The sequence below is a fragment of the Rhodococcus sp. SBT000017 genome (assembly GCF_003688915.1).
Lineage (GTDB): Bacteria > Actinomycetota > Actinomycetes > Mycobacteriales > Mycobacteriaceae > Rhodococcoides.
The window spans coordinates 1,545,667-1,566,089 of the sequence record NZ_REFU01000001.1 but is presented as its reverse complement, the minus strand read 5'-3'; the positions used below and the strand labels follow the sequence as shown (position 1 = coordinate 1,566,089).

Genomic DNA, 20,423 nt, shown 5'->3' with positions numbered 1-20,423 from the left:
GGTTCTCGACAATCGGTCGTTTCGTCGGTTCCACTCCTGCACGCTCGGGCAGCCGGGGGTGCCGCCGCGCGGACCCGATAGCCTGGACCACAGATACTCAGTCAACAGGAGAGGCAAGATGACGACCTCAGTTACGTCAGGATCGGCACTCACCGTGGATCACCGCGGTGGAATCGACTTCAAGGTCGCAGACCTGTCGCTCGCGGAATTCGGCCGCAAGGAAATCCGACTCGCCGAACACGAGATGCCCGGCTTGATCGCGCTGCGTCGCGAATACGCCGACGTTCAGCCGCTCAAGGGAGCACGGGTTTCGGGATCGCTGCACATGACCGTGCAGACAGCCGTGCTGATCGAGACCTTGGTTGCACTCGGAGCCGAAGTTCGTTGGGCGTCGTGCAACATCTTCTCCACCCAGGATCACGCAGCAGCGGCCGTCGTCGTCGGCCCGTACGGCACCGTCGAGGAGCCCAAGGGCGTCCCGGTGTTCGCTTGGAAGGGCGAAAGCCTCGAAGAGTACTGGTGGGCGGCCGAGCAGATGCTCACCTGGCCCGAGCAGCCCGCCAACATGATTCTCGACGACGGTGGCGACGCCACGATGCTGGTACTGCGCGGCGCGCAGTTCGAGAAGGCAGGCGTCGTCCCGCCGACCGACGACGATCACGATTCGGACGAGTACAAGGTGTTCCTCGGCCTGCTTCGTCGCTCGCTCGAGGCATCGAAGTCCAAGTGGACCGAGGTGGCCGAGTCCGTGCAGGGCGTCACCGAGGAGACCACCACCGGCGTGCTCCGGCTCTACCAGTTCGCGTCCGCGGGAGAGCTCACGTTCCCCGCCATCAACGTCAACGACTCGGTCACCAAGAGCAAGTTCGACAACAAGTACGGCACCCGGCACTCGCTGATCGACGGCATCAACCGCGGCACCGACGTCCTCATCGGTGGCAAGGCCGTGCTGGTCTGTGGCTACGGCGACGTGGGCAAGGGCTGTGCCGAGGCGCTCAAGGGCCAGGGCGCACGGGTGACCGTCACCGAGGCCGACCCGATCAACGCGCTGCAGGCGCTCATGGACGGCTTCGATGTGCGCACGGTCGAGGAGTTCATCGAGCAGGCCGACATCGTGATCACCTCGACGGGCAACCTGTCGATCATCACGTTCGAGCACATGCGCAAGATGAAGCACCAGGCAATCCTGGGCAACATCGGCCACTTCGACAACGAGATCGACATGGCCGGTCTGGAGAAGGCCCCCGATGTCACGCGGATCAACATCAAGCCGCAGGTCGACGAGTACCAGTTCAAGGACGGGCACTCGATCATCGTGCTGTCCGAGGGCCGCTTGCTCAATCTCGGCAATGCAACGGGCCACCCGTCGTTCGTGATGAGCAACAGCTTCTCCAACCAGGTCATCGCTCAGATCGAACTGTGGACCAAGCCCGACGAGTACGACAACGAGGTCTACCGCCTGCCCAAGCACCTCGACGAGAAGGTCGCACGCATCCACGTCGAAGCGCTCGGTGGCTCGATCACCAAGCTCACCAAGGAGCAGGCCGAGTACATCGGCGTCGACGTCGAGGGCCCGTACAAGCCCGAGCACTACCGCTACTGACCGAAGGACCGGTCCGGCAGTGGGAAAACTGTTCGTCATCGAAGGAGTCGACGGAGCGGGCAAGAACACGCTCGCCCGTCGGCTCGTTTCGGCGTGGAAACGTGACGGCCTGTCGGTCGAGCGCATCGGGTTTCCCCGGTACGACCGGTCGATCCATGCCGATCTGGCGGCGGAGGCGTTGCACGGCGAACACGGTGACACCGCGGGCAGCGTGCACGCGATGGCCCTGTTGTTCGCGCTCGATCGCCGGGACGCGGGCGACGAGATCCGAAAGTTGCTCGCGGACAACGATATCGTTCTTCTCGATCGGTATGTGGCATCCAATGCGGCCTACACCGCGGCTCGGCTCGAGCAGTCCGCCGACGGCGAGGCCGTCGAATGGATCAGGTCGCTCGAATTCGACCGATTCGTAGTACCTGTTCCCGACGTCCAAATTCTCCTCGACGTCCCGGTGGCGCTGGCCGCCGAGCGGGCTGCGGCCCGTGAGAGTGCGGACGCCGCTCGCACCAGGGATGCCTACGAACGGGACAGTTCGCTGCAGAACCGAACCTCGGCTGCGTACGGCAGCCTCGCTGCCTCGCACTGGGTGTCGCCGTGGCGAGTCGTCACCGCCGACGTCGATCCCGATCGACTCGCCGCCGACATGTTCAATCAGCCATCAGGCGTTCGGAAAGTGACACCATAGGACCATGAAGCCTCGGATTCTGGTTGTGGACGACGATTCGGCTCTGGCGGAGATGCTCACCATCGTGTTGCGCGGTGAGGGATTCGAGCCCTTCGTGGTCGGCGACGGCACTCAAGCACTGGCTGCTGTGCGCGAGAACCGGCCGGACCTGGTGCTGCTCGATCTGATGCTTCCCGGCATGAACGGCATCGACGTCTGCCGCGTGCTGCGAGCCGACTCGGGCGTGCCGATCGTCATGCTGACGGCCAAGACCGACACCGTCGACGTCGTCCTGGGTCTCGAGTCCGGTGCGGACGACTACATCATGAAGCCCTTCAAGCCGAAGGAACTGGTCGCTCGGGTGCGCGCGCGCCTGCGCAGGACCGAGGACGAACCGGCCGAACTGCTGTCCATCGCAGACATCGTCATCGACGTTCCGGCCCACAAGGTCAGTCGCGGCGACGAACTCGTTTCCCTCACCCCACTCGAGTTCGATCTGCTCGTGGCATTGGCGCGCAAGCCGCGACAGGTGTTCACGCGAGAGGTGTTGCTCGAACAGGTCTGGGGCTACCGCCACGCGGCCGACACCCGACTGGTCAACGTGCACGTGCAGCGCCTGCGCGCCAAGGTCGAGAAGGATCCGGAGAACCCCGAGGTGGTGTTGACCGTGAGGGGGGTCGGCTACAAGGCCGGACCGCCGTGATCCGTTTCTCCCATTCTCGGCGGCGAATCAACGGCAAGTTCTCTCCCGTACTGCGTTGGTTTCGTTCGCTGAGTACGTCGCTGGGCCATGCCTGGCGTCGATCACTACAGCTACGCGTCGTCGTGTCGACGTTGACGCTGTCCCTGGTGGTCATCCTCATCCTCGGGGTGGTGTTGACCAGTCAGATCACCGATCGACTACTCGAAGCGAAGCTGTCCGCCGCCACCGAGGAACTCGACCGTTCGCGGACCACCGTCGAGGGCAATCTCGCCGGAGCCGACGATTCGAGCGGGCTCGCGACGCGCCTCGAACGAGCCAGGGCGGCACTGACCAATCAGGACCTGGACGCCGCGTCGACCACCGGGTCGGCGGGATCGTTCGACCCGGTCCTGATCGTCGAAGGCGACGCCACCCGCGCGGAGGCCTCGGTCGGTCCGGTCGATCAGATCCCGAACAGCCTGCGCGACTTCGTCAAGAAGGGCCTGATCAGTTCGCAGTATGCGACGGTCACCGACAGTGACGGCGGATATACCGGCTCTGCGCTGATCATGGGATCTCCCACCGGATCCGACATCTCGGCTCTGCAGCTCTATCTCATCTTCCCGTTGGCCAGCGAGGATCGCACGCTCTCTCTGGTGCGCGGCACGTTGTTCATCGGCGCGGTGGTGCTGCTGGTACTGCTCGCCGCGATTGCGATGCTCGTCGCACGTCAGGTGGTCCTGCCCATTCGTTCGGCGTCGAGGATCGCGGTTCGGTTCGCCGACGGCAGGCTCAAGGAGCGCATGCCGGTCCGCGGCGAGGACGACATGGCCAGACTCGCGATGTCGTTCAACGAGATGGCCGAGAGCCTCTCCAAGCAGATCACCCAGCTCGAAGAATTCGGTAACCTTCAGCGCCGATTCACCTCCGACGTCAGCCACGAACTGCGCACCCCGCTCACCACCGTGCGGATGGCCGCAGACCTCATCCACGACGCCAGCGACGACCTCGAGCCCGCACTCAAGAGATCCTCCGAGCTGCTGGTCAACGAGCTCGATCGGTTCGAGACCCTGCTCGGCGACCTGCTCGAGATCAGCCGTCACGACGCGGGTGTCGCCGAACTGGCCGCCGAGCAGCTCGACCTGCGCATGTGCGCGCGAGCGGCCGTGTCGACCGTGCGGCACCTGGCGCGCGAGACCGGTACCGAAGTGATCGTCGATATGCCCGAGACCGCAGTGGTCGCCGAGGTCGACCCCCGACGGGTGGAACGGATTCTGCGCAATCTGCTGGCCAACGCACTCGACCACGGCGAAGGCAAGCCGGTCCTGCTGCGGCTGCGCTCGGACGCCGATGCGGCAGCATTCGTGGTGCGCGATCAGGGGGTCGGTCTGCGACCAGGAGAAGAGAAGCTGGTGTTCAACCGGTTCTGGCGCTCGGATCCCTCCCGCGTCAGGCGATCCGGCGGCACCGGCCTGGGGCTGGCGATCAGCGTCGAGGACGCCCGCCTGCACGACGGTAAGCTCGAAGCGTGGGGAGCAGTAGGCGAAGGCGCATGCTTCCGACTCACCCTGCCGCTCGTGCGCGGGCACAAGGTGATCGGATCCCCACTGCCCCTCAAACCCAGCACCAAGAAATTCGCACAAGGACAACCGATTCCCGCGATAACCGCACCCAAGACATCCGCGCCGAGGACATCCGCGTCGGAGCCTGCGACGTGACCTTCTCGTTTCGTCGCAGCACCCGCGTGCTGGCGATGTGCACGCTCGTCGTCGCCCTCGTCGGCGGATGCGCGAGCCTTCCCGAGTCGTCCAGCCCCCAGGCCATCGGCACCTTGACCGCCGGTGCCGTGCCCACCAGTGCTCCGGCTCCCGAGCCGGGACGCGAGCCCGATCGCTTGTTGGACGACTTCTTCGAGGCCAGCGCCGTCTCGGCCAACCGGCACCAGGCCGCCCGCCAGTTTCTCACCGAGGAGGCGTCGGGAACCTGGGACGACGGCGCACGCACCGTTGTCGCGGACCGGATCGACACCCTGTCCGGACCGCGTACCTCCGACACCGCGCAGTTCACGATCCGCTCGGCGACGGCCGGAATGCTGGCCTCCGGCGGCGAATACCAGGCCGGCTCGGACACCTTCGACGCCGCGATCGAGATGGCGCGAGTGGACGGGCAGTGGCGCATCTCGAAATTGCCGCCCGGCGTCGTCATCGATCGATCCGCGTTTCTGAACACCTATCAGCAGCGATCGCTCTACTTCGTCGATCCGCTCGGTGGCGTGCTCGTGCCCGATGTCCGGTGGACCAGCGGATCGCAGGACCAACTCGCCAACCAACTCGTGCAGCTGCTCATCGACGGCCCCAAGTCGGCGCTGTCGGCCGCGGTGAGCAACGAACTGTCCGAGGATGTGAGCATTCGCGGGCCCATCACCAAGGCCGACGGTCAGACCGCGCAGGTGGGGGTGGGGCTCGGTGGCATCAAGATCGACTTCGGCGGCCTGCAGAACAAGGGTGACCGCGACCGCGAACTGCTTGCTGCTCAGGTGATCTGGACCCTCGCCTCGGCCGAGGTGGCAGGGCCGTACGTGTTGCTCGCCGACGGCCAACCCATCGACACCACCAAGCCCGACGGGTGGACGACCGCAGGCGTCGACTCGTTCGATCCGCTGGGCAGCACCGACGACAGTGTCGGACTGCATGCACTGGCGTCCGGCACATTGCTTCGCGTCGACGAGGCGGAGACCACTCCCGCTCCCGGGTACTTCGGGCAGGCCCGCAACCTGCGCTCGGTGGCGCTGTCCAACGACGGCACACTCGTGGCAGGCGTCGCGGACACCGGACGGCCTTCCCCTGCGCCGTCGAGCACGCTCATGGTCGGCAGCTACGACGGCGGCGCGTTCCCCGTAGCGGAGGGGCAATCGATCACGCGGCCCACGTGGGGGGCCGACGACAACGCGGCGTGGGCGGTGATCGACGGCACCAACGTCATCCGCGCCGCCCGCGATCCTTCCACCGGTCAGGTATCGGTGATACCGGTCGAGGCCACCGCCGTCACGACACTCGGCAACCGGATCACCGAACTGCGACTTGCCCGAGACGGAGTGCGAGCGGCGCTCATCGTCGACGGCGTCGTGTACGTGGCGACGGTGGTGCGCGAGCCCTCGGGCGTGTACTCCCTGACCGAGCCCAGGGCCGTGGCCATCGGACTCGGTAGCGACGCCACGAGTTTGGACTGGAGTACCGGCGACACCATCGTGATCGCGCGGGTCGCCACCGACACACCGGTGGTCCAGGTGACCGTCGACGGATCCCGGATGGATCCGCTGCCCTCACGCAATCTGACCACTCCGGTGCTGGCGGTCGATGCCTCGCCGGAAACGGAGTACGTGGCCGATGCACGGGCCGTGTTCGCCCTCAACAATGCCGATCCGGTCGGCGACCGGTACTGGCGCGAGGTCACCGGATTGGCCGGAGTCAAAGCAGTGCCGATTCTGCCCGGCTGACGTCGGCCGGGGATGTCTGTCGGTGGGCCCGGGCAGACTCTGCATCCATGCGGACGCTCCTCGATCTGGTTCTGCCACTCGAATGCGCCGGGTGCGGTGTGCCGGGGGAGCACTGGTGCACGGTGTGTTCCCTGGCCCTGTTCGTCCCGCCCATCGCCGTTCGGCCACGAGTCGATCCCGGTGTGCCGTGCTGGTCCCTGGGTACCTACAGCGGGCCGCGCCGCAGTGGTGTGATCGCCCTGAAGGAGCGAGGTCGACGGTCGGTGGCCCGGCCTTTCGGGCGAGCGCTCGCCGAGGCCGTCGGACATCTTCGCGACGCGGGTGAGATCGATCCACCCGAGCTGAGTTCGCTGATTCTGATCTGCGCGCCCTCTCGGGCTCGTGCGGCCCGCGCTCGCGGGGGTGATCCCGTTCTGCGATGCGCTCGAATCGCTGCCGAACAGTTGGCACCGGAGCGAGTGCTCGTTCCCGAGTTGCTCCGCATGACCGGCGGAGTCCGCGATTCGGTCGGACTGTCGGCCGGGCAACGCCAGCACAACGTGGCGGGCCGGATCGAGGCTGTCGGGGTGGCTGGTCCGCGAGCAGGCGCACGTGTGACGGGGTCGGCGGACTTCACCGTTCTGCTGATCGACGACGTCGTCACCACCGGCGCGACGTTGGCCGAATCGGCAAGAGTGCTAACCGATTTCGGAGTGCCGGTGGCCGGCGCGCTGGTTGTGGCGAGTGCGTGACGGAAAGGAAGGGGGACACGCCGACAACCAATTCGGGGTGAACGGTGGCACACGAGTCGATGACCGACTAACGTCGCGGACACGCACCGACTGGACCAGATATGAGGTGATGCCCCGGACTCGAGATGCCGGAAGGTTCCCCATTCGGCATGCACACTTGCCACGTCCAACAGTGGGCGTGGCCCATATCGGGAGGTACGCGTGACGACCCCTTCACAAGCCTCGGTTTTCTTCGACGAGAAGCCCTCGGAAGAACCCGCCAAGAGCAATGCGGACGTCGTGGTCAAGGGCCGCAACGTCGAGATACCGGATCATTTCCGGATATACGTCTCCGAGAAATTGGCTCGCCTCGAGCGCTTCGATCCCTCCATCTACCTGTTCGACGTCGAACTGCAGCACGAACGAAATCGCCGCCAGGCCAAGGCATGTCAACGCGTGGAGATCACCGCGAAGGGCAAGGGCCCGGTCGTTCGAGCCGAAGCGTGTGCCGACAGTTTCTATGCCGCACTCGAAGCGGTGACGTCGAAACTCGAGAGCAGGCTCCGGCGCACCAAGGACCGTCGCAAGGTCCACTACGGCGAGAAGAGGCCCGTGTCCGTTGCCGAGGCCACTGCCGAACTCGCCGAGGACGACACGCTGGCACTCGATCCCGAGACGAAACTCGACTCGTTCGAGGACGACCAGAGCGGTCCCGGGCACATCGTGCGAACGAAGATCCACTCGGCCGCACCGATGAGCGTGGACGACGCACTGTACGAAATGGAACTCGTCGGTCACGATTTCTTCTTGTTCCACGACAGCGCAAGCGATCGCCCCTCGGTTGTGTACCGACGGCACGCCTTCGATTACGGCTTGATCAGACTCACCTGACCGGACCGCCCGGGACGGCTCGACACGTTCGCCGTCCGTGAAATCTTTGCACCGCTGCAGGCTCGACACCGGAGACTCGATCCCCACGTCGAGCCTGCAGTGCTGTGTCGGTGTTGTCCGAATGGCCGACCGGCGATCTCCGACGACCGATAGTCGGGCTGCCGGGTTCGCAGCGACACCGCCTACCATGGACGCGTTCGGGTTACCCGCCGCGCAGAAGTCGTGGTGACGACCCGTGAGCTCGTGCAGTATGCAGTGTTGTTCGTACCAGTACCCGTGAACCGAGGATCGAGGACGAGAAAGCCCGTGCCGTCGCTGTCGTTTTCCAAGCTGCTCCGTGTCGGTGAAGGTCGCATGGTCAAGCGGCTCAAGAGCATCGCCGACCACGTCTCGACCCTGTCTCCGGACGTCGAGAGCCTCTCCGATGACGAACTGCGCGGCAAGACCGCGGAGTTCAAGGAGAGGTACTCCGCAGGCGAGACCCTGGATCAGCTCCTGCCCGAGGCCTTCGCCGTGGCCCGTGAGGCGTCCTGGCGAGTGCTGTCGCAGCGACACTTCGACGTTCAGGTGATGGGCGGTGCCGCCCTGCACTTCGGCAACATCGCCGAGATGAAGACCGGTGAGGGCAAGACACTGACGTGTGTTCTCCCCGCCTACCTCAACGCCATCTCCGGCGAGGGTGTGCACGTGGTGACGGTCAACGACTACCTCGCCAGGCGCGACTCGGAGTGGATGGGCCGCGTCCACCGTTTCCTCGGTCTCTCGGTCGACGTGATCCTCTCCGGCATGACCCCGGTGGAACGCCGCGCCGCGTATGCCGCGGACATCACCTACGGCACCAACAACGAGTTCGGTTTCGACTACCTGCGCGACAACATGACGCACTCGCTCGACGACCTCGTCCAGCGCGGCCACAACTTCGCCGTCGTCGACGAGGTCGACTCGATCCTCATCGACGAGGCCCGCACGCCGCTGATCATCTCGGGACCGGCCGACGCGTCGAGCAAGTGGTACGGAGAGTTCGCCCGTATCGCGCCGATGCTCAAGGTCGACACCCACTACGAGGTCGACATCCGCAAGCGGACCATCGGTGTGCACGAGGCAGGCGTCGAACTGGTCGAGGATCAGCTCGGCATCGACAACCTGTACGAGGCCGCCAACTCGCCGCTGGTGAACTACCTCAACAACGCGATCAAGGCCAAAGAGCTCTACACGAAGGACAAGGACTACATCGTCCGCGACGGTGAGGTCATCATCGTCGACGAGTTCACCGGCCGCATCCTGGTGGGACGCCGCTACAACGAGGGCATGCACCAGGCGATCGAGGCCAAGGAAAAGGTGGAGATCAAGGCCGAGAATCAGACTCTGGCCACGATCACTCTGCAGAACTACTTCCGCCTCTACGACAAGCTCTCGGGCATGACGGGTACCGCCGAGACCGAGGCCGCCGAGCTCCACCAGATCTACGGCCTCGGCGTCATTCCGATTCCGACGAACCGTCCGATGGTCCGAGTGGACAACGGCGACCTGATCTACAAGACGGAAGAGGCCAAGTTCGACGCCGTCGTCGACGACGTCGTCGAGCGGCACGGGAAGGGCCAGCCGGTCCTCATCGGCACGACGAGCGTCGAGCGCTCGGAGTACCTGTCGAAGCAGTTCACCAAGCGCGGCGTCGCCCACAACGTGTTGAACGCGAAGTTCCACGAGCAGGAAGCGACGATCATCGCCGAGGCGGGCCGACAGGGCGCGGTGACCGTGGCCACCAACATGGCCGGTCGTGGCACCGACGTCGTGCTGGGCGGCAACCCGGACATCCTCGCCGACCTGAAGCTCCGCAAGCAGGGCTTGGACCCGGTCGAGACCCCCGAGGACTACGAGGCTGCCTGGGAGCCCGCGCTCGAAGAGGTCAAGGCACAGGTCAAGGCCGACGCCGATACCGTGCGCGAGGCCGGAGGCCTGTACGTCCTCGGTACCGAGCGGCACGATTCGCGCCGTATCGACAACCAGCTTCGAGGCCGCTCCGGTCGTCAGGGAGATCCGGGCGAATCGCGTTTCTACCTCTCGCTCGGCGACGAATTGATGCGTCGATTCAACGGCGGCGCACTCGAGTCGATCATGACCCGGCTCAACCTGCCCGACGACGTCCCGATCGAAGCCAAGATGGTGTCCAAGGCCATCAAGAGTGCTCAGACGCAGGTCGAGCAGCAGAACTTCGAGATCCGCAAGAACGTTCTCAAGTACGACGAGGTGATGAACCAGCAGCGCACCGTCATCTACGAGGAGCGCCGCCGCATCCTCGAAGGTGCCGATATGGAGGGCCAGGTCGAGGGCATGATCACCGACGTGATCACCGCCTACGTCGACGGTGCCACCGGCGAGGGCTACGTCGAGGACTGGGATCTGGAACAGCTCTGGACCGCGCTGAAGACTCTCTACCCGGTGGGAGTCGACCACAAGGTGCTCGCCGGTGAGAACGAGGACGGCGAGAAGGGCGACCTGAGCCGCGACGAATTGCGTGAGGCGTTGCTCGAGGACGCGCGATCTGCGTACGCCACCCGCGAGGCCGAGATCGACGGTATCGCCGGCGAGAACGGGATGCGCGAACTCGAGCGCCGAGTGCTGCTGTCGGTACTCGACCGCAAGTGGCGTGAGCACCTCTACGAGATGGACTACCTCAAGGAAGGCATCGGCCTGCGTGCGATGGCGCAGCGCGACCCGCTGGTCGAATACCAGCGTGAGGGCTACGACATGTTCCAGGGCATGCTCGACGGCCTGAAGGAGGAGTCGGTCGGATTCCTGTTCAACCTGCAGGTTGAGGCGACGCCGGCTCCGACAGGACCTGCGGCCTCGGCGGGTCTCGCCGTGGCTCCGGGACTGTCCTCTCCGGTGGGCTCCGGCCGCCCGGCAGCGACACCCGCCGCAGCACCCGCACCGACGGCACCCGCACCGACGGCTCCGGCACCGACGGCTCCGGTACCTTCCGCTCCTGCAGTGCCCTCGGCTCTGCGGGCGAAGGGTCTCGACGAGCAGGAAGAGCAGAGACTGACCTTCTCCGGTCCGGCCGAGGGCGGTGGCACTGCCGTTCGTCGATCCGGCTCGTCTCCGTCCGGCAGCGAGTCCGCCGCCGAGGGCACCCGCCGCGAGCGTCGCGAAGCAGCGAGGACTCAGAGCAAGGCACCCAAGAAGGCAGCTCGCTCCAAGCGGAAGAGGTAGTGCACGACGGCCGCGTCGCCACTGGGCGACGCGGCCCTCACCCCACTCGCAGCGACGTGACCGTCCACCCGGGGCGGCGCGGGTCGATCGCCAGCTCGATTCGGCCTGCGAAGGCGAACGTGCGCGGGCCGCGGGTGTAGGAGCCGAAGATCTCCGCCGAGACATCCGACCGATACGCCACGTGGACTCGTCGCACTGCTGCGAATCCGAGTCGTCTGCCCGGCGGCGGGTTCCGCACTATGGTCCGCACCAGATCGATCATCGAGGCAGTGAACAACGGCGCCAGCTGGTCTGCGCTGCGTCGTCGATCGATCACCTCGATCATCATGCGCATCGCGCGGTCGGCACTCGAACGTGCATCGACGGGCACCGGTGGCCGGCCGGGAGGCTCGGCGCGTGGTCGAGAACGGGTGCTGCGTACGGATGGTCGGTGGCGGGCCGGCCGCGGTTCGGTGGCTGCCGCCGGGTCCCACGTGTGCACGGCGCCGGAGCTGAGCGGCGGCTCGAACGGAGCGGCACGCGAGAGAAAGCAATGATGTTCGGCGCGGAGTCGCGGGCCCGTGGCCGACGTGTCCGGGATGTCCGGCGGGTCGCTCGATTCGATGACACTCACACCGTCATTGACGGTCCGAGAGCGCGTTCGGTTCCCGTCCGGACCCTGGATCGGCCCGCGACACGGTCCTCGACCGACCCCGAGACCGACAAATGTCCGCCACGTACTCTAGGTTCGAGCACACTGCGCGCTCGGCCACAGGAATCGGCGCGTACTTCACGCGAGGACGGGGACTGGAACACGCGATGGCGACCAGGCTGACAGCGCAGGATGCGTCGTTCTACTTTCTCGAGGCCAGTAGCAGCCCTATGCACCTCGGGTCGCTCGCCATCTTCCGGACTCCGCGCAGTGGATTCAGCTACGACCGACTGCTGTCGTTGGTCGAGCAACGGTTGGCATTGGTTCCCCGGTACCGGCAGAAGGTGCGTGAGGTCGCCTTCGGTCTGGCCCGGCCGGTGTGGGTCGACGACGCGGATTTCGACATCACCTACCACATCCGCCGATCGGCACTACCCAAGCCGGGTTCGGACGATCAGTTGCACGATCTGATCGCGCGGCTGACCTCGCGCCCACTCGATCGCACTCGGCCGCTGTGGGAGATGTACCTGGTCGAGGGGTTGTCGAAGAATCGCTTCGCCGTCTTCACCAAGTCCCACTCGGCGCTGGTCGACGGCGAACACGCGCTCGACATCGGTCAGGTCATCCTGGATGCGAGCAAGAATCCACCGCCGATGGCCGAGGAACTCTGGATGCCTGCGCGCGAGCCCAAGGATTCGGCGTTGGTCATCGATGCGCTGACCGAGTTGGTGGTACGTCCGGGGGAGAGCGTCGAGGCTCTGCGCGGCGCGGTCCACGGGGCTGCCGGTGTCGCGGGTGAAGCCTTGCGGGCCGCAGCGAAGGTCGCGGCGGTGCTGCGCACCGCGACCCAGAGTGCACCGTCGAGTCCGCTGAACGCCCCGATCTCGCGAAACCGCAGATTCGCGGTGGCCAAGACCGAGCTCGCCGACTACCGCAGAATTCACAACAGGTTCGACTGCTCGATCAACGACGTGGTGCTCGCTGTCGTCACCGGGGCACTGCGCAATTGGTTGCTCTCTCGGGGCGAGCCCGTGACGGCCTCCTCGACGGTGCGGGCCATGGTGCCCATGTCGGTGTACGTCTCGGCCGATCGGGTCGGTTTCGGAGATGCGGCCGACCGGCCGGTCGAGCCGGCCGAGGAAGATCGCAGCGAGGTCTCGTCGTTTCTGGTCGATCTGCCCGTCGGTGAATCGAATGCCGTGGTGCGGCTCTCGCACATTGCGCACGCCACCGAGGCGCACGCCAAACAGAGTCGCGGAGTCACTGCACAGACACTGATGCGCATCTCCGGATTCGCCCCGGCGAGCCTGCACGCGATGGGTGCGCGAGCGGGCAGTCGGCTCTCTCAGCGGGTGTTCAATCTGATCGTCACCAACGCACCAGGACCCCAGTTCCCGCTGTACGTGGGCGGTGCGCGCATGCTCGAGATGTATCCGGTGTCGCCGCTGTTCGAGAACCAGGCGATGAGCATCGGGTTGACGTCCTACGACGGCTACGTGTTCTTCGGGCTCAATGCCGATAGAGGTGCCATGCCGGACGTGGACGTCGTCACGGCGCTTCTGCACGAGGCGCTGGAAGAGTTGGTCGACGCCAGCAACGAATCGAGAGTGTGAGGTCTTCTGCAATGCGTGTCTACGTTCCGGCGACGCTGGAGTTCTTGAAAGTGTTGTCGGCAGAGGGCGAGTTCAGCCCGGTCTCGCGCACGGCCTTCGCGGTGACACCGACGCTGCGTGAGGCGTACTCGTCCGGCGACGACGAGGAGCTCTCCGAGGTGGCGATGGGGGAGGCCGCTCGGGCCTCTCTGCGTCTGATCGCTGCTGCAGTCGACGACGAGACCGACACCGGGACGGTCGCCGAAGGGGTGGTGTACCGGCGGGCGGTGATCGCGGCCGATGTGGACGATCCCACTCTGCGCCCAGATCTGGACGATGCCGTCGTCCGGCTGAAGGAACCGTTGCGGATGGATCAGGTTGCGTCGGTCCATGTCGATCTCGAAGGGGCCGAATCGGCGGTCGCGAAGGCCGTTGCCGCTGTCGATGCCGCGGACATGGGTGACGTGGACGCGGAGTTCGTGCTCGGAGACGCCGAGGATCACACGCTCGCGTGGTACGCCCCGCAAGAATTGTCGTTTCTGCTCGAACTGCTGTAGCTCCGCGGTGTTCGTTCGCGCACTATCGACACCGGCACAGGTGTTCCCGGACCCGAACCTACGGTAGCGTAACCTCGATGACCGCAAGCGGTTCAGTATCTCGATCGAGGGGATGGAACACCCGATGGATCTGAAGAAGTGGCTGGAGGCTCCGGCGGCCGGTATATCGGCCCCCAAGCGTCCCAGACTGAACATGGTGCGTGGTGCCTTCACCCGCATCACCACTCCCTTGTTGCCCGACGACTACCTGCACCTGGCGAATCCTCTCTGGTCGGCACGCGAACTCCGCGGCCGCATCGTGCGGGTGGAGAAGGAAACCGCCACGGCGGTGACCCTGGTGATCCAGCCGGGTTGGGGCTTCAACTTCGACTACCGGCCCGGCCAGTACATCGGGATCGGGTTGCACCTCGGCGGGCGATGGCACTGGCGGTCCTACTCGTTGACCTCCCCACCGAACTGGGAAGACAAGCTGATCTCCATCACCGTCAAGGCGATGCCGGAAGGCTTCCTCTCCTCGCACCTCGTCGGCGGTGTGCCACAGGGAACCATCGTTCGGCTGGCCGCCCCGAAGGGCAATTTCGCGCTGCCCGTGCCGCCGCCGAACAAGATCTTGTTCGTCACGGCAGGCAGCGGCATCACGCCGATCATCTCGATGCTGCGGGCATTGGATCGGCACGGCGACATGCCCGACACCGTGCACATCCACTCGGCACCCACCGAGGACGAAGTCATGTTCGCCGCCGAGATCGCCGCGCTGGAGAAGTCCCATCCCAACTTCACCTCGCACGTGCAGTTGACGCGATCGGACGGCAAGTTCGCACTCGCCTCTCTCGACGAGCTCTATCCCGACTGGCGCACGCGCGACACCTGGGCGTGCGGGCCGGCAGCACTGCTCGAAGAAATCGAGAAGACCTGGAAGCGCGAGAAAATCGAGGACAGCCTTCATCTGGAGCGGTTCGAGATCTCGCGCGCCGACACCTCCGGTGCCGGCGGCACCGTCACGTTCTCCAGGTCGGACAAGAAGACCACCGTCGACGGCGCGACCAGTCTGCTCGAAGCCGGCGAGAACGTCGGCGTTCAGATGCCGTTCGGTTGCCGGATGGGTATCTGCCAGACGTGTGTGGTGCCGTTGACGGCAGGACATGTCATCGACCTGCGTTCCGGTAAGGAACACAGCGAGGGCGACCGCGTCCAGACGTGTATTTCCGCAGCTGCGGGCGACTGCACATTGGAATTGTAGGTCTGTTTTTCGCACACTGCCTTCTCAGGCTGTTCGGTTACGCTTACGTAGGTTGCCCACGTCGAAACCCGATATTTCGGGCACTGCACTCAACTGTTGGAGGACCCGGTGGCCATCACCGACATCAAAGAGTTCGCTCATCTCAGCGAAGCGGACATGGAAGCGTTCGGTCGTGAACTGGATGCGATTCGTCGAGACGTCGAAGACAGCCGCGGCGAGCGCGATGCCGCCTACATCCGTCGGACCATCAGGCTGCAGCGGCTGCTCGAGCTCGGTGGCCGCGCGGTGCTGCTCGGCAGCAAGTATCGGCCGGCCTGGATCGCAGGCACGGCGATGCTCAGTGTCGCCAAGATCATCGAGAACATGGAGCTCGGCCACAACGTCATGCACGGCCAGTGGGACTGGATGAACGACCCGGAAATTCATTCCACGTCGTGGGAGTGGGATCAGACCGGACCGTCGGAGCAGTGGAAGCGCGCTCACAACTACTCGCACCACACGTACACCAACATCGTCGGCATGGACGACGACATCGGCTTCGGCATCCTGCGGATGACCCGCGACGAGCCGTGGAAGCCGATCAACCTCGTTCAGCCGCTCGCCAACATCGTGCTGGCCACCACCTTCGAGTGGGGCATCGCGCTGCACGACTACGACGCGCAGAAGCAGCTGGACGGCGAGGACGAGAAGGGTCTGCTGAAGTCTCCGGCCAGCCGCGCCTTCGCGCGCAAGATCGCCAAGCAGGTCGGCAAGGATTTCGTCCTGTTCCCGGCACTGTCCGGCCCGGCGTGGAAGTCCACGTTGACGGCCAACGCGACGGCCAACCTCGTCCGGAACCTGTGGGCGTACGCGGTGATCTTCTGCGGCCATTTCCCCGACGGGGCAGAGAAGTTCACGATCGGGCAGTTCGAGACCGAGACACGACCCGAGTGGTACCTGCGTCAGATGCTGGGCAGTGCCAACTTCGAAGCCGGTCCGGTCATGGCGTTCATGAGCGGCAACCTCTGCTACCAGATCGAGCACCACATGTTCCCGGATCTGCCGAGCAACAGGTACTCGGAAATCGCCGAGAAGGTGCACGCTCTGTGCGAGAAGTACGACCTGCCGTACACCACGGGGTCGCTCGGCAAGCAGTACCTGCTGGCGCTGCGAACCATCCACAAGCTGTCGCTGCCCGACTCGTGGTTGCGGGCCACGTCCGACAACGCTCCCGAGACGTCCTCGGAGCGGCGATGGCGCGTCGGCGATTCGCCTGCTGTTCATGCGCTTCGGATCGATCCGCTCACCGGGCAGCGTCGAGGACTGCGTTCGGCGATGCAGGAGGCGCGCGTGAGCTTGCGCAATGCCAAGAAGGAAGCCAAGCGTCAGGCCAAGGCTCTTCGTCGTTCGGGCGACCGCGTTCGATTGTGAATCGTCACACAGATTTCCGCCGCTAACCTACGGAACCGTAAGTTACGATACGGTAGGTGACGGAATTGCACATGGCCTGATACGCGAGCTGTGTGTTCACGACTGCCAGGAGGTTGTTTCCCATGGCGATTACGGACGTCAAAGAATACGCGCATCTGACCGATGCCGACATCGAGGCGTTGGGCCACGAGCTCGACTCCATCCGGCGTGACATCGAAGCGTCCCGCGGTGAACGCGACGCCCGGTACGTCAAGAACACGATCCGCCTGCAGCGCTCTCTCGACATCGGTGGCCGGGCCGTGCTCTTCGCCAGCCGCCGTCGTCCGGCGTGGCTCGTCGGCACCGCCATGCTCGGGGTCGCGAAGATCATCGAGAACATGGAGCTCGGCCACAACGTCATGCACGGCCAGTGGGACTGGATGAACGACCCGGAGATCCACTCCACGTCGTGGGAGTGGGACAACACGGGGCCGTCGGCTCACTGGAAGCAGACGCACAACTACATCCACCACAAGTACACCAACGTGCTCGGCATGGACGACGACGTCGGCTACGGTCTGCTGCGCGTCACCCGCGATCAGCGGTGGAAGCCCTTCAATATCGGCAACCCCGTCTACAACCTGTTGCTGCAGCTGTTCTTCGAGTACGGAGTGGCGCTTCAGCACCTCGAACTGGGCAAGGTCGCCAAGGGCCGAGTGCCGCGTGAGGAATTCGAGCAGAAGCGGCGCGAGGTGCTCGAGAAGGTCGGCAAGCAGATCGGCAAGGACTACATCCTGCATCCGTTGCTGACCGGTCCCGCCTGGAAGAGCACGTTGACGGCGAACATCGTCGCCAACATGATGCGCAACGTGTGGACCAACACCGTCATCTTCTGCGGCCACTTCCCGGACGGTGCGGAGAAGTTCACCAAGTCCGACATGGAGGGCGAGACTCAGGGACAGTGGTACCTGCGTCAGATGCTCGGCAGCGCGAACTTCAATGCAGGTCCCGTCATGGAGTTCATGAGCGGCAATCTGTGCTACCAGATCGAGCATCACCTGTTCCCCGACCTCCCCAGCAACCGCCTGCGGGAGATCAAGGTGCGAGTGCTGGAACTGGCGGAGAAGTACGACCTGCCGTACACGACCGGTTCGATCGTTCACCAGTACTTCTTGTCCTGGCGAACCATCGCCAAGCTGTCGCTGCCGAACAAGTACTTGAAGGCGACCAGCGACGACGCTCCCGAGACCGCGTCCGAGCGCAAGTGGGCCGACGCGCCGGCAGGCCTGTTCACCGTCGATCCAGAGACCGGCAAGCGTCGTGGTCTGCGCACCGCCATCGCAGAGACGAAGAAGCGCAAGGGAATTCGTAGGCTGGTCGGTAGGGCCGCGTAAGCTCTCCACCGAGTTCGAGCCTGGTGGCAACCGATTCCGACCGGAGTCCGTTGCTACCAGGCTTCGTTCGTTCGAACGGCTTCGAGGAGCAGGCGCACGGCCGCGACACGTCGACCGGCGTCCGAAGTGAGTGCGTCGAGAGCGCACTCGGGATCTGCCGGTGGGCCGAGGTGGGTGCATCCTCGGGGACAGTTCTCGATCGTGTCGGCCAGATCGGAGAACGCTGCGACGACGTTCTCGGGGGAGATGTGTGCCAGTCCGAACGACCGGATACCGGGAGTGTCGACCACCCAGCCGCCGCCGGGCAGCGGTAGCGCCACCGACTGCGTCGAGGTGTGACGGCCCTTGCCGACGCCCGAGACCACCCCGGTGGCGCGATAGGCGTCGGGCACCAGCCGGTTGACGAGCGTGGACTTTCCGACGCCCGAGTGACCGATCAGCGCGGTCACCGAGTTCGTCAGCATCGCGGTCAGCTCCGTGAGGTCCTCGGATTGGCCGGCCAGCACCACCGGGACGTCCAGATCGGCGAAGGCCGCAGTGAATTCCTCGGGGGCGGCGAGATCGCTCTTGGTCAGGCACAGAACGGGTTCGAGTCCGCCGACGTACGCGGCCACGAGTGCTCGCTCGACGAAGCCGGTGCGAGGAGGAGGGTCTGCGAGCGCCGCGACGATGAGTAGCCGGTCGGCGTTGGCCACCACCACACGTTCGAACGGGTCGGTGTCGTCTGCGGTGCGACGCAACACCGTCCGCCGCTCGGCCACGCGCACTATTCGGGCCAGGGTGTCGACCTTGCCGGACAGATCTCCGACGATTCCGACCTCGTCTCCCACCACGATCGGAGTTCGGCCCAGCTCGCGGGCACGCATCGTCACGACCGGCCGTGCCGGGTCACCGTCGAGCACACAACCCCATCGGCCGCGGTCGACGGACACCACCATGCCTGCTTCGGCGTCGTTGTGTTCGGGTCGAGTCTTGGTTCGTGGACGCGAACTCTTGCCCGGTCGGATCCGAACGTCGGACTCGTCGTACCGGCGCGCGGTCAGGAGCCGACCCCGCTCGGTGTCGATGCGGACAGCATTGCGTCCCACAGCATCTCGAAACCGGGGAGCGTCTTGGCGGTGGTGCCGATGTCGTCCACCTCGACCCCGGGTACCCGCAGTCCGACGATCGCGCCTGCGGTGGCCATCCGGTGGTCTGCGTAGGAATGCCAGACGCCTGCGTGCAGCGGTGCCGGATCGATGCGGATGCCGTCGTCGGTCTCGACTGCGCGTCCGCCGAGTCGAACGATCTCGGTTGTCAGTGCGGCGAGTCGGTCGGTCTCGTGGCCACGCAGGTGGGCGATGCCACGCAGAATCGACGGCCCCTCGGCCAGTGCGGCGAGCGCCGCGACCGTCGGGGTCAATTCGCCGACGTCGTGGAGATCGAAGTCGATGCCGCGCAACGTATCGGGGCCCTCGACGGTCAAGATGCCTGCGGTCAGGTCGACGCGAGCGCCCATCCGGGTGAGTATCTCGCGGAAGACATCGCCGGGCTGGGTGGTCGATTCGGGCCAATTCGGCACGCGCACTCTGCCTTTCGTCACCACCGCTGCAGCGAGGAAAGGGGTGGCGTTGGACAGGTCCGGCTCGATGCTCCACTCGATCGGCGCGACCGGCCCGGGGTGCACCCGCCAGGTGTTCGCGTCGCCGCCGGACTCGGGGGTATCGACTCGGACGCCCGCACGCCGCAACATGTCCACTGTCATGTCGATGTGCGGCATGGACGGAACGGGCTTGCCGGTGTGGTGGATTTCGATTCCCTCGTCGAATGCCGCCGCGGAGAGCATCAGACCCGAGACGAACTGTGAGGACCCCGAGGCGTCGATGTCGACCGACCCGCCGCGCAGCGAACCGGTGCCGCGCATCGTGAACGGCAGCGCGCTGCCGTCGATCTCGGCCCCCACCGCGCGCAGAGCGTCGAGAATGGTGTCGAGTGGACGGATACGTGCCTGCTCGTCGCCGTCGAACGACACCTCGCCTGCGGCAAGGGCAGCCAGGGGCGGCACGAAGCGCATGACGGTACCCGCCAGACCGCACTCCACGGCTCCTCCGTGCAGCGGTGCCGGAGTCACGCGCAACGACGTCCTGTCGTCGTCCGCGGCGATGATCTCGATTCCCAAGGTTGCCAGGGCGTCGATCATGAGATCGGTGTCACGGCTGCGCAGGGCACCGGTGATCGTCGACGAGCCGGTGGCGAGCGAGGCGATGATCAGTGCGCGATTGGTGATCGATTTCGATCCGGGCAGAGTGACTGTCGCGTCAACGGGTGCGACGGCGGCGGGGGCTGTCCAATTGCTCACCCGTCCATCTTCTCTCATTCGCT

Annotated in this window: 16 protein-coding genes; 13 read left to right on the top strand and 3 right to left on the bottom strand. The window is 65.4% G+C overall.

From position 1 onward, the window contains the following. Window positions 1-118 precede the first annotated feature (118 nt). From ahcY to secA, 8 genes are all read left to right on the top strand, one after another. A complete protein-coding gene (ahcY, locus tag AYK61_RS07050) occupies window positions 119-1,603 on the top strand; it encodes an adenosylhomocysteinase (RefSeq protein WP_121870289.1) in 1,485 nt (494 codons plus the stop codon). 19 nt (window positions 1,604-1,622) lie between these two features. Then, window positions 1,623-2,288 carry a dTMP kinase gene (locus AYK61_RS07045; protein ID WP_121870288.1) on the top strand — a complete coding sequence of 222 codons (666 nt, stop codon included), beginning with the start codon at window positions 1,623-1,625 and terminating at the stop codon, window positions 2,286-2,288. Between the two features lie 4 nt (window positions 2,289-2,292). Further along, window positions 2,293-2,970 (top strand): MtrAB system response regulator MtrA, encoded by a 678-nt coding sequence (mtrA, locus tag AYK61_RS07040; protein ID WP_027496508.1) that lies wholly within the window; start codon window positions 2,293-2,295, stop codon window positions 2,968-2,970. After that, window positions 2,967-4,667, top strand: coding sequence for an MtrAB system histidine kinase MtrB (gene mtrB, locus AYK61_RS07035; protein WP_121870287.1), 1,701 nt, complete (start codon window positions 2,967-2,969; stop codon window positions 4,665-4,667). Before mtrA ends, mtrB begins: the two co-directional genes overlap by 4 nt. A gap of 35 nt (window positions 4,668-4,702) precedes the next feature. After that, on the top strand, window positions 4,703-6,445 hold the full coding sequence (gene lpqB, locus AYK61_RS07030) for an MtrAB system accessory lipoprotein LpqB (RefSeq protein ID WP_121872530.1): 1,743 nt from the start codon (window positions 4,703-4,705) through the stop codon (window positions 6,443-6,445). A gap of 47 nt (window positions 6,446-6,492) precedes the next feature. After that, entirely contained in the window at window positions 6,493-7,176 is a 684-nt protein-coding gene (locus AYK61_RS07025) for a ComF family protein (protein ID WP_121870286.1), read from the top strand. A 201-nt stretch (window positions 7,177-7,377) separates the two neighbouring features. After that, window positions 7,378-8,046, top strand: a complete 669-nt coding sequence (gene hpf / locus AYK61_RS07020; protein WP_094614258.1) for a ribosome hibernation-promoting factor, HPF/YfiA family — start codon at window positions 7,378-7,380, stop codon at window positions 8,044-8,046. Between the two features lie 306 nt (window positions 8,047-8,352). Then, window positions 8,353-11,259: a preprotein translocase subunit SecA gene (gene secA, locus AYK61_RS07015; RefSeq protein ID WP_121870285.1), complete on the top strand. Its 2,907-nt coding sequence runs from the start codon at window positions 8,353-8,355 to the stop codon at window positions 11,257-11,259. Between the two features lie 37 nt (window positions 11,260-11,296). Here secA and AYK61_RS07010 read toward each other — a convergent pair whose 3' ends face one another. Then, window positions 11,297-11,872 (bottom strand): Rv3235 family protein, encoded by a 576-nt coding sequence (locus tag AYK61_RS07010; protein ID WP_121870284.1) that lies wholly within the window; start codon window positions 11,870-11,872, stop codon window positions 11,297-11,299. A 185-nt stretch (window positions 11,873-12,057) separates the two neighbouring features. Between AYK61_RS07010 and AYK61_RS07005 the strand changes: the two genes are divergently transcribed. The 5 genes from AYK61_RS07005 to AYK61_RS06985 all read left to right on the top strand — a co-directional run bounded on the left by AYK61_RS07005 (window position 12,058) and on the right by AYK61_RS06985 (window position 18,062). Continuing rightward, complete coding sequence (locus tag AYK61_RS07005; RefSeq protein WP_121872529.1) at window positions 12,058-13,503, top strand: wax ester/triacylglycerol synthase family O-acyltransferase; 1,446 nt, start codon at window positions 12,058-12,060, stop codon at window positions 13,501-13,503. Window positions 13,504-13,514: 11 nt separating this feature from the next. Then, window positions 13,515-14,039, top strand: coding sequence for a DUF6912 family protein (locus AYK61_RS07000; protein WP_094614262.1), 525 nt, complete (start codon window positions 13,515-13,517; stop codon window positions 14,037-14,039). 124 nt (window positions 14,040-14,163) lie between these two features. Continuing rightward, on the top strand, window positions 14,164-15,279 hold the full coding sequence (locus AYK61_RS06995) for a ferredoxin reductase (RefSeq protein ID WP_121872528.1): 1,116 nt from the start codon (window positions 14,164-14,166) through the stop codon (window positions 15,277-15,279). Between the two features lie 108 nt (window positions 15,280-15,387). After that, entirely contained in the window at window positions 15,388-16,689 is a 1,302-nt protein-coding gene (locus AYK61_RS06990; protein ID WP_121872527.1) for a fatty acid desaturase, read from the top strand. Between the two features lie 122 nt (window positions 16,690-16,811). Then, window positions 16,812-18,062, top strand: coding sequence for a fatty acid desaturase (locus tag AYK61_RS06985; RefSeq protein ID WP_037189901.1), 1,251 nt, complete (start codon window positions 16,812-16,814; stop codon window positions 18,060-18,062). A gap of 53 nt (window positions 18,063-18,115) precedes the next feature. On the opposite strand, the gene rsgA is transcribed toward AYK61_RS06985, so the two are convergent. Together rsgA and aroA are read right to left on the bottom strand one after the other, a co-directional pair. Further along, complete coding sequence (gene rsgA / locus AYK61_RS06980; protein ID WP_183130193.1) at window positions 18,116-19,150, bottom strand: ribosome small subunit-dependent GTPase A; 1,035 nt, start codon at window positions 19,148-19,150, stop codon at window positions 18,116-18,118. Then, window positions 19,102-20,418: a 3-phosphoshikimate 1-carboxyvinyltransferase gene (gene aroA / locus AYK61_RS06975; RefSeq protein ID WP_121870283.1), complete on the bottom strand. Its 1,317-nt coding sequence runs from the start codon at window positions 20,416-20,418 to the stop codon at window positions 19,102-19,104. The genes rsgA and aroA overlap by 49 nt, the downstream gene beginning before the upstream one ends. Window positions 20,419-20,423 lie beyond the last annotated feature (5 nt).

Bases quoted from the DNA above. Each gene is read 5' to 3' on its own strand.
- lpqB (WP_121872530.1), top strand. From the start codon at position 4,703: ATGTGCACGCTCGTCGTCGCCCTCGTCGGCGGATGCGCGAGCCTTCCC.
- AYK61_RS07005 (WP_121872529.1), top strand. From the start codon at position 12,058: ATGGCGACCAGGCTGACAGCGCAGGATGCGTCGTTCTACTTTCTCGAG.
- AYK61_RS06985 (WP_037189901.1), top strand. From the start codon at position 16,812: ATGGCGATTACGGACGTCAAAGAATACGCGCATCTGACCGATGCCGAC.
- ahcY (WP_121870289.1), top strand. From the start codon at position 119: ATGACGACCTCAGTTACGTCAGGATCGGCACTCACCGTGGATCACCGC.
- aroA (WP_121870283.1), bottom strand. From the start codon at position 20,418: ATGAGAGAAGATGGACGGGTGAGCAATTGGACAGCCCCCGCCGCCGTC.
- AYK61_RS06995 (WP_121872528.1), top strand. From the start codon at position 14,164: ATGGATCTGAAGAAGTGGCTGGAGGCTCCGGCGGCCGGTATATCGGCC.
- AYK61_RS07000 (WP_094614262.1), top strand. From the start codon at position 13,515: ATGCGTGTCTACGTTCCGGCGACGCTGGAGTTCTTGAAAGTGTTGTCG.
- AYK61_RS07025 (WP_121870286.1), top strand. From the start codon at position 6,493: ATGCGGACGCTCCTCGATCTGGTTCTGCCACTCGAATGCGCCGGGTGC.
- mtrA (WP_027496508.1), top strand. From the start codon at position 2,293: ATGAAGCCTCGGATTCTGGTTGTGGACGACGATTCGGCTCTGGCGGAG.